The sequence below is a fragment of the Chitinophaga sp. W2I13 genome (assembly GCF_050434005.1).
In the GTDB taxonomy this organism is placed as follows: Bacteria; Bacteroidota; Bacteroidia; order Chitinophagales; family Chitinophagaceae; genus Chitinophaga.
Genome location: NZ_JBNPWD010000001.1, coordinates 5183994 through 5197886 on the forward strand (window position 1 = coordinate 5183994; position 13893 = coordinate 5197886).

General features: G+C 46.9%; 11 protein-coding genes, 1 tRNA gene and 1 pseudogene. 10 read left to right on the plus strand and 3 right to left on the minus strand.

The features are described 5' to 3' along the window. Positions 1-260 precede the first annotated feature (260 nt). Positions 261-854, minus strand: a complete 594-nt coding sequence (locus QFZ48_RS21375; RefSeq protein ID WP_429049965.1) for a 2OG-Fe(II) oxygenase — start codon at positions 852-854, stop codon at positions 261-263. Between the two features lie 163 nt (positions 855-1017). Here QFZ48_RS21375 and QFZ48_RS21380 point away from each other — a divergent pair, with 163 nt between their 5' ends. From QFZ48_RS21380 to QFZ48_RS21415, 8 genes are all read left to right on the plus strand, one after another. Beyond that, positions 1018-1581 (plus strand): RNA polymerase sigma-70 factor, encoded by a 564-nt coding sequence (locus QFZ48_RS21380; RefSeq protein WP_429049963.1) that lies wholly within the window; start codon positions 1018-1020, stop codon positions 1579-1581. 75 nt (positions 1582-1656) lie between these two features. Further along, complete coding sequence (locus QFZ48_RS21385; protein ID WP_429049960.1) at positions 1657-2727, plus strand: FecR family protein; 1071 nt, start codon at positions 1657-1659, stop codon at positions 2725-2727. A gap of 148 nt (positions 2728-2875) precedes the next feature. Next, entirely contained in the window at positions 2876-6238 is a 3363-nt protein-coding gene (locus QFZ48_RS21390; protein ID WP_429063511.1) for a TonB-dependent receptor, read from the plus strand. A 19-nt stretch (positions 6239-6257) separates the two neighbouring features. After that, a complete protein-coding gene (locus QFZ48_RS21395) occupies positions 6258-7895 on the plus strand; it encodes a RagB/SusD family nutrient uptake outer membrane protein (RefSeq protein ID WP_429063513.1) in 1638 nt (545 codons plus the stop codon). Positions 7896-7941: 46 nt separating this feature from the next. After that, entirely contained in the window at positions 7942-9933 is a 1992-nt protein-coding gene (locus QFZ48_RS21400; protein WP_429063515.1) for a hypothetical protein, read from the plus strand. Between the two features lie 76 nt (positions 9934-10009). Next, complete coding sequence (locus QFZ48_RS21405; protein WP_429049951.1) at positions 10010-10378, plus strand: YccF domain-containing protein; 369 nt, start codon at positions 10010-10012, stop codon at positions 10376-10378. A gap of 63 nt (positions 10379-10441) precedes the next feature. Beyond that, positions 10442-10642 carry a hypothetical protein gene (locus tag QFZ48_RS21410; RefSeq protein ID WP_079472574.1) on the plus strand — a complete coding sequence of 67 codons (201 nt, stop codon included), beginning with the start codon at positions 10442-10444 and terminating at the stop codon, positions 10640-10642. A 245-nt stretch (positions 10643-10887) separates the two neighbouring features. Then, the gene (locus QFZ48_RS21415; protein ID WP_429049949.1) at positions 10888-11562 is read left to right on the plus strand and encodes a nuclear transport factor 2 family protein; all 675 of its coding nucleotides are present in this window, start codon (positions 10888-10890) and stop codon (positions 11560-11562) included. Positions 11563-11586: 24 nt separating this feature from the next. Here the strand turns inward: QFZ48_RS21415 and QFZ48_RS21420 are convergent, their stop codons facing one another. Next, a complete protein-coding gene (locus QFZ48_RS21420; RefSeq protein WP_429063516.1) occupies positions 11587-12165 on the minus strand; it encodes a YdeI/OmpD-associated family protein in 579 nt (192 codons plus the stop codon). 114 nt (positions 12166-12279) lie between these two features. Here QFZ48_RS21420 and QFZ48_RS21425 point away from each other — a divergent pair. Further along, positions 12280-12352, plus strand: a tRNA-Lys gene (locus tag QFZ48_RS21425). A 335-nt stretch (positions 12353-12687) separates the two neighbouring features. Then, positions 12688-12879 (plus strand): annotated as a pseudogene (locus QFZ48_RS21430) (hypothetical protein); the annotation flags it as partial. A gap of 18 nt (positions 12880-12897) precedes the next feature. Here the strand turns inward: QFZ48_RS21430 and QFZ48_RS21435 are convergent. After that, positions 12898-13818 carry a restriction endonuclease gene (locus QFZ48_RS21435; RefSeq protein ID WP_429063518.1) on the minus strand — a complete coding sequence of 307 codons (921 nt, stop codon included), beginning with the start codon at positions 13816-13818 and terminating at the stop codon, positions 12898-12900. Between the last annotated feature and the right edge of the window lie 75 nt (positions 13819-13893).

Genomic DNA, 13893 nt, shown 5'->3' on the forward strand with positions numbered 1-13893 from the left:
ATATATTGACTATCTAACGATAGAATGGAGGAGTAACCTATCTCCGAATAAAGTCCGAGGCAGCGTTGCTGCCACCCCGATTTTGAGACAAGCCGTATTTAAGCCATAGATAACTCGTATCTATTAGATACGGCTTATGCGTAAGTAAACTATGGGTATACTTTGAATAAACATGATTGGATACCAGCATGAGCTTTACACGCAGTACCAGGAGGACATGGCCATGCAGGAGAAAATGAATGGTTTTGGAGAAAGTGGCCTCAGCGTTTCAGCCAGCCGGTGATACTCATCCTCGGTTTATGGGTGAGCTGCACTTCATGTTCCAGTTCACTGCTTTTAAAGAAAACGGTTTTGCCGCTGCTGGGATCTACCTGCTGCGCATCGCCATTGGCATGGTAAATAGATAGCTGCCCCCCATCGGCGGGCAGCCAGCCGGTATTGAGGTAAATGATCATGGAATATTGACGGCTGTCGTTATTGCGGAACTGATCCAGGTGTTTCTTATAAAAGCTACCTGTTTCATACAAGGTGTAATGAAACTCATACCCGGTAATGCCGGTGTAGCACGACTGGTTCAGGTAAGCTACGAAGGCATCCATCACATCAAAAAAGGCATTTTCATGCGCGTTGTTGTGTTGCCTGTCGAGCCAGTAAATAACATCCCCGCGAACGGATTTGTCCTGATTCACCAGTGACTGATTACCGGTACCTGCGGCCAGCATATTTTTTTCGGAGTGAAGATGAAACAGGTTTTCTTTTAAGTCGTTGGAAAGCTGACTGCTTAAAAAATTTTCTGAGATACCTACTTTGCTTTCAATAAAGCTGTTAATTAATGTGTCAAAGGCCTGTTGCAAAAAGGGGCGTGCTTATAGGAACAGAATTATTCCCATTCCGGTGAAGGTAGCGGGAATAAACAGATTTAGCATCATTAGTAGTTAATATTCTCGCAAAACAGGTTAATATCTGCGTGTATTTTATTTTGCAATCTGGTAACTTCACGGCGAAAGTACCTGCCACATGACCGAAAACAACAGCGCCGCACCAACGCAACAGGAAAAAGAGAAGCGCTTTGCGGCGCTGTTTGAACTGTTTAATGCGCGCCTGGTACTCTTTGCAAAATCCATGCTCCCGGCAGGAGAAGAAGCCGCAGATCTTGTCCAGGAGGCATTTGTAGCGTTGTGGCAACGGTTGGAAAGTTTCAGCGACACGTCAGCTATCAAAGTATTCCTCTATCTCACCGTTAAAAATAAATGCCTGAATATTTACAAACATGAAAAAGTAATACGTAGGTACCAGCACCGTCAACTTCCCGAACAGGAAGAAAAACACATGATGCTCCGGCTGATAGAAGCAGAAGTGGCAGGTGAAGTACAACAGGCATTACAGCAACTGCCTGCCGGCTGCAGGAAGGTAATTTATCTCAGCTACTTTGAAGGACTGCGTAATCATGAAATAGCAGCACGGCTACAGGTATCCGTTAATACCGTGAAAACCCAGAAAACACGCGCCTTGCAGCTAATGCGCGGACTATTGAAAAAACAGCCGTTACACCTGCTCGTCTTTTTAGGCAAAGTATTTTAGGAAAAAAAATATTTAAAAAAATCCACTTCTCCTTTCACCCACTTTTTAAAACTGGTTGTTTATGTACTACCAGTTATGGAAAATACCAGCAAACATCTAGTCATTGCGCAGCTGATAGCCAGGCAGCTGGCGGGAAACATTACGCCCGCGGAACAGCAGCAGCTGCAGGCATGGAAAAAAGAAGATCCGGCTCATGAGCAATTATGGCAGCAACTCACCCATCCCGGTTACCTGGATGAACGGGTGACGGCGCTTGGTGAAACGGAAAATGAAACCGCATTTGATAAACTAATGATGCAGGTACGCCACCTGGATGCCGCACCAGGTATACCAGTGCTTACCCGGAATAGCCGGCGAAGATGGCTGCAATACGCTGCCATTGCCATGCCTTTATTGGCGGCCATTTCCATGGGATGGTACCTGCGTGGGAAACAGGCTTCTCCGCCAGCGGTGTACCCAGTGAACGGCACCGGCAGGGAAGGTGCGCCGGCAGCATGGCAACAGCTTGTTACGCCCAGAGGAATGGAGGATAAAGTAGTGCTTCCCGATGGCAGCCACGTATGGGTAGGCGCCGCTACCTCGCTGCGGTTCCCCGCCACCTTTACCGGAAAGGAACGCTGCGTGGAACTGGACGGAGAAGCCTATTTTGAAATAGCTGCTGATCCGCAACACCCTTTTGTGGTGCATACCAGCAAAACAACTGTGCAGGTGCTCGGCACTGCCTTTAATATAAAAGCGTATAAGGGTGAACGTTATGAACGCACCACGCTGGTATCCGGCGCCGTAAAAGTATCCGCGGCAAACAGTACCAACAGCCGGTTACTGGCCCCAGGCCAACAGGCGGTGGTCAATGGCGCTATCGCTGTGGAATCCACCGACGTGGACGCTGCCCTCGCCTGGAAAAGGAGAGTGTTCATTTTCCGCAGCGAAAAGTTATCGGACATCCTGGAAGAATTATCCCGCTGGTACAACGTAGTGATTGTTACCGAATCATCCGTAGATGGTAACGCGCATTTCACCGGCCGCATTATCAGAAGTGAACAATTAGATGATATACTGCAATTCCTCGAAGCAACCGGGAAGGTACATTTCTCCCGGGAAGGCCAGCTGTTAAGGGTAAGCGCTGGCCGCAGAAAAACAGATTAATACAACCAAATCAGTTATTCCATGTAAGCAGGATCAAAAAGAAAACCGGGAATGCGCGAACACTCCCGGCTTATAATGCCAAACAACCTGTATGTACTGTGAAAAGGGAACAGACAGGTATTGTCTAACTATTATGCTAAACAAAGTTATGAAAAAAATTGGATGCTCCGGGTACCTCCCGGACGACAAACTATTGCTGGTATTCATCTCCCGTACAATGCGTGTTACCTTACTCCTTACACTGACGTGCATCTTACAACTGCGCGCAGCCAGCTACTCCCAGGAAATTAAGTTATCCGTTTCCCTGAAAGAAGCAAAAATTTCAAGCCTGTTTAATTTCCTTCAACAAAAGAGCGACTACCAGTTCCTCTACAATGATGAAGACCTGCAGAAGATGCCGGTCATCACTATTTCCCTTCATGATGCCACCATTCCGCAAATCCTGGATGCCGGCTTCAACGGGTTACCACTGGGCTACCGCATCACCAACAAAATGGTAGTAGTATTTGAAGCGCCTGAAAAAATGCCGCTTCAGCAGGAACACACCATTAGCGGCATCGTGAAAGATACAGAAGGAAAGCCGCTGGCTGGTGTTAGCGTAGGGCTGCAACATTCCGCCAATGGCACACAAACCGATCAGAACGGACACTACATCATCCGGGTAAAAGAAAACACCGGCACACTCGTATTTTCCTTTATTGGCTACCAGAGAAGAGAAGAAGCCATCCGCACAAGAAGCGAAATTAACGTTGTGCTGGAAGCCAGTATTTCCGCGTTGAACAATGTAGTAGTGATTGGGTATGGTACTAAAAAACAGGTAAACGTCACCGGCGCTGTATCCAGCGTAAAAGGAACAGAACTGAAACAAAGTCCTTCCCCGAATTTATCGAATGCGCTGGCAGGCCGCATTACCGGTGTAATCGCCAACAACCGCAGCGGTGAGCCGGGAAACGATTTTTCGTCGATCCTTATCCGTGGCAAAGGCACCCTCAACGATAACAGCCCGCTGATAGTGATCGACGGTGTAGCCAACAGGGGCTCCTTCGAACGCCTTAACTCCGATGATGTGGAAAGCATTACCGTGCTCAAAGATGCTTCCGCCGCTATTTACGGCGCACAAGCCGCCAATGGGGTTATCCTCGTTACCACAAAAAGAGGCAAACCTGGCAAGCCCGTTATCTCTTACAATGGCAGCTATGGCGTTGCACAACCCACCTATATTACCAAATTACTCAATGCAGGGCAGTACGCCACCTACATGAATGAAAAATATACCCGGTCCAATAAACCCCTTTTGTTCACGGACGAGGATATACGAAAATATACCGACGGCAGCGATCCGCTGGGTCATCCTAATACCGACTGGTACCACTCGGTTCTCAAAAAATATTCCCCGCAAAACCGTCATGCCCTGTCGGTAAACGGCGGCAGCGACCGCGTGGATTATTTTATCTCCGGTGAATACCTATACCAGGACGGGATCTATCGCCAATCAGCTACCAACTATCACCAGTATAACCTGCGCTCCAATGTAGGCGCCAGCATCTCCAAAAACCTGAAGGTAGCGGTGGATGTTTCCGGCAGGATGGAAGACCGGAAATATTCCAACTACAGCAGCGGCACTATCTTCGGCGAAACATTATCCGCTTATCCCACGTTACCTGATTATTATCCCAACGGGTTGCCAGGCCCCGGGCTGGCGGGCGGGCGCAACCCTGTGCTGATGGCTTCCGGCGCTACCGGCTATAACAAGGTGAAGGATTTCTTCGTACAATCTAATTTATCGTTCGATCTGAAATTGCCCGCCATCACACCGGGCCTGTCGCTGAGCGGACTGGCAGCCTACGATTTCCAGTTCCATAACGATAAAACATTCCTCAATAACTGGGATGCATACCGGTACGATCCTGCCACCCAGAAATATAACAACGTACGCGATGCAGAAAGCCCCATGCGGTTGGATGAAGGCTTCCGTCATTACAATAATAAAACCTATAACCTCCGGCTGGCCTATGAAAGAAAATTCCATCAGCATGAGGTAAGCGGTTTTGTGGCGTATGAACAAAGTGAAGGATATAACGAAGGCATCACCGCTATGCGCAAAAATTTCCTCAGCGACCAGGTAGACCAGATTTCATTAGGTGCGGATAAAGACAAAGACAACAGCGGTTCAGCAGCGCAGGTGGCGAGGCGAAATGTTTTTGGAAGGGTGAGCTATGGCTATGCGGATAAATATCTGGCAGAAATTATCATCAGACATGACGGGTCTTTTAATTTTCCTAAAAACAAACGTTGGGGTACCTTCCCCGGTGTTTCAGTAGGGTGGCGTATTTCAGAGGAACCCTTCTTTCAGCAATCCGTGAATTTTATGGATCAGCTCAAAATAAAAGCATCCTGGGCGCAAATGGGGAACGATAAAATTAATCCTTACCAGTATATTTTACAGTATAATAAAGATAACGGGGTGTATTTTGGAAATGATCCGCAAAGAGTACCCGGGCTTTCTGCCGGCATTTCTCCCAACCCCAATATCACCTGGGAAGTGGCTGAAACAAAGAATGTGGGCATAGAAGCATCTTTCCTGAAAGGGATGTTTACCCTGAATGGCAACTACTTTACTTCCCGCCGCTCCAATATCCTGGTAGCGCGGAATGCTTCAGTGCCGGCATCTACCGGGTTAACGGGCAGTTTGCCTCCGGAGAATATTGGTATTGTAAATAACCACGGATTTGAAGTGGAGGCAGCACACCAATACCGCGTGAGTAAAGATCTGAGCTATAGTCTAGGATTTAACTATACCTACGCGCAAAACGAAGTGGTGTTTAATGATGAAGCGGCCAACATCCCATCCTGGCAGCGGATCCAGGGCCACCCGATGAATTCCTGGCTGATCTATAAAACTACGGGCATCTACCATAACCAATCTGAAATAGATGGTTCCGTACACCCGGCAGGCACCCAGCCTGGTGATATCCGCTATATAGATGTAAACGATGATAAGAAAATTACTTCCGACGACCAGGTGCGGGTTTTTGAAAGCACTACGCCCACTAGTATTTATGGCATTACCATGGGCGTGAACTATAAAGGAATTGGTCTGAACGTGCTGTGGCAGGGACAGGCAGGCGCAAAGATGCTGATTCTTCCGTCGCAGAACGGCGGCGCCTTAACACCACCCTTATGGATGTACGAAGACCGCTGGACGGCCACTAACGTGAATGGCAATATGCCCGCATCGTTCGATCGTGATAATGACATTACCAACCGCCAGTCAGATTTCTGGTTGCGGAACGCTTCCTTTCTCCGGCTTAAAACAGTAGAACTTTCCTATACTTTCCCGGCTGCCAGTCTTTCCCGTTTCAAGCTGCAGCAGCTGCGGGTATACGCCAATGGCTTTAACCTGCTGGTGTTCAGCCAGGTGAAAAAGTATGATCCGGAGTTGAACAACGTAACCGGCAACTACTATCCGCAAACGAGGATCTTTAATATGGGCGTGAATCTTTCTTTCTAAATTATCATAATTAATAATCATGAACAAAACGATATATAAACTTTTTGCAGCGGGCATAGGTGCATGGGTAAGTTTATCTGCCTGCAATAAAGATATCCTCGACAAGCAACCTCCGATGAGCTACTCTGATGAAGTGATGTGGTCTGATCTGCGGCTGGTGGAAGCTTATGTGAATTCGAGGTACTGGATATTGCCCCACTTTATCGACGCTTCCACGAAAGCCAGTACTACCGGTCTTTCCGGCGCTTCCGACGAAGGTTATGACCACTGGAACTACGAAGGCGAATTCCACTTTAACCTCGGGCAAATTACGCCGGATTACACCGGCCTGGATAACTGGACCGATGACTATGCATATATCCGCAGCTGTAATATTTTTTTTGAAAGAATAGCAGGGGTGAAGGGAGATGAAGACCTGCGTAACCGGCTGACCGGTGAAATGAAGTTCATCCGTGCCTGGTGTTACTTTGATTTGCTATGCCGCTATGGCGGTGTGCCGCTGATTACAAAATCGTATACTATTGCCGATAGCAGTTTCCTGGTAAAACGTGATACTTATGAAGCAGGTATGAATTTTATTATAAAGGAGCTGGATGAGGCGTTGCCACTGGTGCCCTACGTTTATAGCAGCAGCAATACCGGTCGCATTACCAAAGGCGCCATACTGGCTTTCAAATCCAGGGCTTTGTTGTATGCTGCCAGTGCGCTGAATAATGCTGCCGGTGACAAAGCCAGGTGGCAGCTGGCGGCAGATGCGGCCGAAGCCGTGACAGACCTGGCCGCGCAGGGATATTACCAGCTGGATCAACGGACAGATTATAAACAGCTCTTTCTTGATAAAAAAACACCGGAAGCAATTCTCTCCTTCGGCATGAATGCCACTTATGGCGATAACTATATTGATGTTTATATTTATCCTAACGGTTCACATGGATATTCCGCGTATGTGCCTTCGCAGAATATAGTTGACGAGTTTGAAATGAAGAACGGGAAACCTGTCACAGATCCGGCTTCGGGGTACGATGCCACACATCCCTATGACAACCGCGACCCGCGATTTTATGCAGATATCCTGTTTAACGGCGCCCCGTTCAAAGGCAGAACGGTAGAATATTTCACCGGGGGCATGGACAGCCCGCAAAGCAACGTGGATAACTGGAATGCGAGCCTTACCGGTTATAACTGGCGCAAATATGCGGATGAAACCAATACGAATATCGATGGCGGCAGCGCGCAGAACTGGATTATTTTCCGGCTGGCGGAAATTTACCTTAACTATGCGGAGGCGGCCTGGGAGCTTGGCGATGAAGTGAATGCGCGTAAATACCTTAACCTGGTACGTTCCCGCGCCAGTGTGAATATGCCGGACGTTACCGCTACAGGTACCGCGCTGCGCGACCGGATCTATCATGAAAGAATGATTGAGCTTTGCTTTGAAGGGCACCGTTTTTTTGATGTCAGGCGCTGGAAGATTGCTGCTATCACCGATAATAAGCCATTGAAACGGGTAAGCATTGACAAAAAGGCCGATGGTACTTTTACGTATACCTACCCGACGCTGCAAAACCGCAAGTTTAATTTAAATAATTACCTGTTTCCCATACCTAAAGAGGAGATGAATAAAAATAATTTACTGGTGCAGAATCCAGGCTATTGATAAATATTTCGTCCATTGTTTCCCCTTTTTTTTAATTTGATGATACATGAATCATATTCGCACGTTATTACTCAGCTGCCTGTTAACGGGCATTTCCTGTTACGCAACCGCGCAGGAAGCCCGCTGGGAACTGGCCGCAGATGGCGGTATCCGCTGGACCGTAAAAGATTCCCGGCCGCATACCGATCACATTGAAATGAGCGGCAAGCAACTGTCGGCCATCATCACCTATGGTACAAACGAACAGCGGGAACTGCTGTTAAAAAAACAGTTGGTGTTCCCGATGCTGCGCACCATTCCCAATAATACCCATGCCAGCCTGAAAGTTGATTTTACTGGTAGTGAGCTGCCGCCGGTGACGGTAGATGGTGTGCTGCTCCGGTCTATACCTGTTGGTTTTTATCTCAAAGGAATGCTCCGCATTCATTCCCGCAGTAATACAGCGGTGGGGGTAACAGATCTGCTTTTCCCTTCTGTAGATAAGGCTGGTTTTATACAATTGCGCGAGCTGGTGAATAATGGCAGCCGTGTTTGCCATGTGCAGGTGGACAGCCTTGTGAAAGAGCAGCATACTGCGGCTGATAAAGGCGTGTACGGCGAATATGCCATCCGTTCGGAAGTAACCGGGTATGGCAGCTTTGATTTGCAACCCGGAGAGACGCATTCCGTAGCGATAATTTATTCCGCCCGTAAAATGAGTATGCCTGCTTATCATTTTTCGCCGGGTTATGAGTTGGGAAGACGGGAAGCTTTTGTGCAGGAGCTGATGCGGAACCTTGTGCTGGAAACACCTGATGATACTATTAACCGCGGCTTCGATTTTGCGAAGTTGCGGGCAACGGAAAGTATTTATGACACCAAGGCCGGACTGATGCACGGTCCGGGTGGAGGGGCCTATTATGCCGCTATCTGGGCCAATGATCAGGCAGAATATGCCAACCCGTTTTTTCCTTTCCTGGGAAATCTCAACGGTAATGAATCGGCCGCCAACAGTTTCCGTTTATTTGCCACTTATATGAACCCCGCTTTTAAGCCCATTCCAAGTTCCATTATTGCGGAAGGGGATGGGTACTGGAACGGGGCTGGCGACCGGGGTGATCAGGCCATGATTGCTTACGGAGCCGCCAGGTTTGCACTGGCTTCCGGCGATACTGCTATGGCGCAGCAGTTGTACCCATTGATTAATTGGTGTTTGCAATACCTGGAGCTGCACAAAAGGGCAGATGGGATCATTACTTCCGATGCCGATGAGCTGGAGGGACGTTTCCCTGCGGGCAAGGCTAATCTTTCCACCAATGCCCTGGCTTACGGGGCATACCAGGGTGCGGCTTACCTGGCTAAAGCACTGGGCTATCGCGATACGGCCGCATTGTATAACAAACGGGCTACGCAGCTTGGCCGCGACATGGAATTGTTTTTTGGTCGCCGTGTACAGGGATTTGATACCTACCGTTATTACGAAGAGAACACTGTGCTGCGCTCCTGGATCTGTTTGCCGCTGGTGATGGGGCTTAATCAACGCCGGGATGCGACCATGAAAGCGCTGTTATCGCCTTATTTGTGGACGCGGAACGGTATCCTCACTGCGGCCGGTGATCATACTTTCTGGGACCGCTCCACACTGTATGCTTTCCGTGGGTTATTTTTTGCGGGGGCTACTGATACCACCCTGAAATACCTGGCGTATTATACCCGTCAGCGTTTATTGGGTGAGCATGTGCCATACCCGGTGGAGGCGTGGCCGGAAGGGGATCAGCGTCACTTGTCGGGCGAGAGCGCGTTGTATTGCCGCGTGATTACCGAAGGGCTTTTTGGAATTGTTCCCACGGGGCTGCGGAGTTTTGACATGTGTCCGCGGTTGCCTGCCGCCTGGAACCAGATGGCTTTGCGCCATATCAGGGCTTTCGGCGCGGATATGGATATTACCGTGAAACGTTTGGGCGGGCAATGGAAGGTGACCGTAACAAATAAAGGGAAAACGGTATTGGCGAAAAACTGGGACGGTATTTCTCTGATCCCGGTATTATTGCCGGGTTAAAAAGGAGGAGGGTATTTTTTTGAGAGAAATTGTCCCGCGTCCTCCAAATGTGCCTTAACCTATTTACATTTGAAAGATGAACTTAATTGGTAACATCATCTGGCTCATCTTCGGGGGCTTTTTTGCATTTATACAGTATATGGTCAGCGGTTTTCTCCTTTGCCTGACGATTATCGGTATTCCGTTTGGATTGCAGTGTTTTAAGATTGGTTTCTTTACTTTGTTTCCATTTGGCCGGCAGGTGAGAGACGTGCCGGGGCAAACGGGTTGCCTGGCCACGATCTTCAACATTATCTGGATCCTTATCGGCGGTGTATGGATAGCGCTCACACACCTGGTTTTCGGTCTGCTGCTCACTATCACCATTATCGGCATTCCCTGGGGCCGGCAGCATTTTAAGCTGATGAGCCTGAGCTTTACGCCTTTTGGGAAAGAAATCTTCTAACGGTTGTGTGTGCCGCTATTGGCATGACTATTGGATTTCTGTTTTCGGACTAAAAACTGAAATATGAAAAAGATATTGTTTGCAGCAGCAGCTGTAGGTACTGCAGCCTCCCTGGTTATCTTATATCTCAGAAAACGTCAACAGGGACAGGATTTACTGGAAGACGCCAAAGATTCCGTAAAGAAATCTGCCGGTACGATGCGTGATTACGTGCGTAAAGCAAAGGCAGAGGCCAATGGAATTTATAGTAACGCAATGGGGTAATCCAGATAACTTTTTGAAAGCGCGTCCTGCCACGGGACGCGCTTTTTTTTATCCAGTCGAAATTAAATGCAGCTGATTTGCCGGGAAAATAGTAGGTTTACGGCATCAGTATTTTCACCACATATCTCCTCCCGGTTACCAAAAACCGGTTTTCCCCGGAAAGGGACAGGGTTTCCTTTCTTTAATATTTCCACACTATTTTAATGCAAACAGGTGCTTACATGCACATTTAACCAGGTAATTACATGTCATCAATATCCAATAAGGCCATTGTACTGGCCGCATTCAAACACCTCATCGGGGAGCGCAACACCGGTGTAATAGATACTTATCTTCATGATTCCTACATCCAGCACAGTCCTATGGTAAAAGACGGCAAGGCCGGTTTGCTGGAGGCGCTGGCGTACCTGAAGCAGCAACCCGCTCCTGCAGAGGCAAAATCGCCCGTAGTGCGTGCCATCGAGGATGGCGATTACGTAATGCTGCATATGGATGTGGCTTTTATGGGCAAAAACGTGGCAGTTGTGGATCTTTATCGCCTCCAAGAGGGGAAGTTGGCAGAGCATTGGGATGCCACGCAGGAACAGCCGCAAAATGCGTCTATAACGGAGGGCGCCACTGCCATCACTGACCTGCATCTTACTGCCGGTAACAAGGTCATTGTAGAACAATACCTCCGGGAGCCTGATGCCGCGCTGCTGTCGCCCGGTTATCTTTCACATGATATGGGTTATTCAGTACTGGAAAACGGCAGGGTTCACCGCATCATAGGAGAGGGGAACTTTGTAATGGCGCAATGTTCCACTGCAGATGTAGTTTGTTACGATATATACCGGCTACATGAAGGATTGCTGGCCGAGCACTGGCGGGTGGCACAGGCTATTCCCGCAAAGCTGCCGCATAGTAATGGAATGATATAGTTTTTTTACAGCTGGAATGGCCGGTCAGTGAAACTTTTCGTGCCGTTCCAGCTTTGCGATGAAATCGACGATACGCTTCGCCCTTGTTTCTGCCTTTTTCGCGTTTTGTAACCGGAAGTAAATAGCGAATTTATTTTGCTTGTTCAGCGTTTCAAAGAAAGCCGCCGCCTTTTTATTCTTTTTTAATGCCGCCATAAAATCGTCCGGCACCGTTGCCTCACTCTGCGTAGCGTAGGCTTTTTCCCAGCGGCCATCGGCCTTTGCCAGCTCCACCTGGTAGATACCTGCAGGCTTCATCTTCCCTTCCGCCGTAAGGCGCTCTATATGTTTTGTATTCCTTTCCGACCAGATGCTCTTAGCCCGCCGCGGCGTAAATTTCTGTATAAAGGATTTTTCATCAACTGACTTCGACTGGCCGTCGATCCACCCGTAGCACAACGCTTCTTCCAGTGCCTGGGCATAATTAATAGAAGGGATTTTGGTATCTTTTTTATACATGCGCAGCCATACGCCATCTTCCTGGGCATGATTCTTTGCGAGCCATTTCTCCCACTGCTGCTGGGTTTCGAAGAAAAGTTCGGGTAGTTCTTTAGGAGTTGCCATAGGTATAAAGATAGGGATTTGATGTACGTGTATGCATGGGGGTTAGCATTTTTTTTAAGAATTATTTGGAAGTTTTAAATTAATTCCTACTTTTGCACTCCCATTAAATGAAACGATTCCCTAGCTCAGTTGGTAGAGCAATACACTTTTAATGTATGGGTCTTGGGTTCGAGTCCCAAGGGGATCACAACAAAGAATACAAACAGTATCAAAGCCGCATAAATCGCACGATTTACGCGGCTTTTCTGTTTTCCGGCTACAAAGGTTTATCATTCAAAACGAAGGTGAATGGTAACATAAAAGGTTACACCTGCAATACTTAAATTTAGTGTAACCTTTCTCTCTGTAATGCTACACTGATCAGGGTTTTAGGACTTCAAACCAAAACATTTAACACCAAACAACACCAAAGGCATTAACCTAAACCCACAAAGAACATGAAAGTAAGTCAAGAGTTATCAATTTCATTCTGGTTGAGGAAGGACAACAACAATCCCGGCGGCAAGGCAACCACAACGAAAAATTCAAAGAAAAAGTAGAAAAGAAAAACGGTCAGCAGGCACGTTGAATAAGTGGTGCACTACGAAAGATAAACAGATTGCTTTCCTGAAAGCAGTATTTAAGATGCCGGATATCCCGCTGGAAAGAATTGAGTATGCGTTTGCGGAGGACTTCTTTGATCATATGACCCTCACGAAAAGACTCCAGGATAATAGCTCTCGAAGGTTGACATCATTCGTCGAAATAATCACTATCAATTCTTTTGATCTCAAAAGTTTGAATTGTAGAAACTCCCAAACCATAATCTATCATATATTCAGAAAGTTCTTGACCATCAATAAGTATAACCTTTTTTGAAATTGTTTTAACATATTCTCGCGCCGTGTTTGCGAAAGTAGATGTTGTTATAAAGATTCCTTTACTTGCTCTTTGCCCATCTAAAGCACCGACAAAAGATTGTATATCTGGACGCCCAACCGAAGTGTCAGTCCATCGTTTTGCTTGAATATAAATGAAATCCAATCCCAATTTGTCTTCCTTAATTATGCCATCTATACCTTCATCGTTAGTTAATTTAGTTGATTTACCCGCATCCTTAATACTACCCCCATATCCCATTTTTAATAGTAGATCAAGAACAAGTTTTTCAAAGAAAATAGGCGTTAAACCTTTTATTCTCTCTAGTAATTCTTGTGCAAGAGAGGCTCGTATACTTTGATATGCACTATCAATTAACTCCTGTGGCGTTTGTCTACTTATTGACTCGATATTATTTTCTTCTTTTGCAAGCGTTGTTTCATCTTCTTTTTTCAGATTCTGAAACTCAATAAATTCAGGGAATTCTTTTAATAAATGAAGATCAATCTTAGAGGGTTTACGTTTCAAAACCAAATGCCCTCTATCTGTAATCTGGAGACATCCTCTTTTAGGCGAACTTAATAACCCTGCCTTTTTTAGATAGGTTCGTGCCCAACCGACGCGATTACTAAATACGAACGATTGACCACTTGGTAATAGTTCGGCTCTTTCTTCCTCGGTAAGTTGAAAGTCTTTTGAAAGCATTTCGATGAGGTCCTTTAAGTTATGCTCCTGATTATCAGAAATGAGTTGTAGTAAAGGAAGCATTATAGTTTGGTAATCCGGAATTGGCATTATGAACAATTTAAACAAAAATCAATTTATTAATAAATTAAGTAACTCGAATAAACCCCAAACTTCTCAAATGGT

Excerpts from the sequence above, each read along its gene's own strand:
- QFZ48_RS21410 (WP_079472574.1), top strand. The coding sequence starts at position 10,442 with ATGAAAAAGATATTGTTTGCAGCAGCAGCTGTAGGTACTGCAGCCTCC.
- QFZ48_RS21380 (WP_429049963.1), top strand. The coding sequence starts at position 1,018 with ATGACCGAAAACAACAGCGCCGCACCAACGCAACAGGAAAAAGAGAAG.
- QFZ48_RS21385 (WP_429049960.1), top strand. The coding sequence starts at position 1,657 with ATGGAAAATACCAGCAAACATCTAGTCATTGCGCAGCTGATAGCCAGG.
- QFZ48_RS21395 (WP_429063513.1), top strand. The coding sequence starts at position 6,258 with ATGAACAAAACGATATATAAACTTTTTGCAGCGGGCATAGGTGCATGG.
- QFZ48_RS21435 (WP_429063518.1), bottom strand. The coding sequence starts at position 13,818 with ATGCCAATTCCGGATTACCAAACTATAATGCTTCCTTTACTACAACTC.
- QFZ48_RS21405 (WP_429049951.1), top strand. The coding sequence starts at position 10,010 with ATGAACTTAATTGGTAACATCATCTGGCTCATCTTCGGGGGCTTTTTT.
- QFZ48_RS21390 (WP_429063511.1), top strand. The coding sequence starts at position 2,876 with ATGAAAAAAATTGGATGCTCCGGGTACCTCCCGGACGACAAACTATTG.
- QFZ48_RS21420 (WP_429063516.1), bottom strand. The coding sequence starts at position 12,165 with ATGGCAACTCCTAAAGAACTACCCGAACTTTTCTTCGAAACCCAGCAG.
- QFZ48_RS21415 (WP_429049949.1), top strand. The coding sequence starts at position 10,888 with ATGTCATCAATATCCAATAAGGCCATTGTACTGGCCGCATTCAAACAC.
- QFZ48_RS21400 (WP_429063515.1), top strand. The coding sequence starts at position 7,942 with ATGAATCATATTCGCACGTTATTACTCAGCTGCCTGTTAACGGGCATT.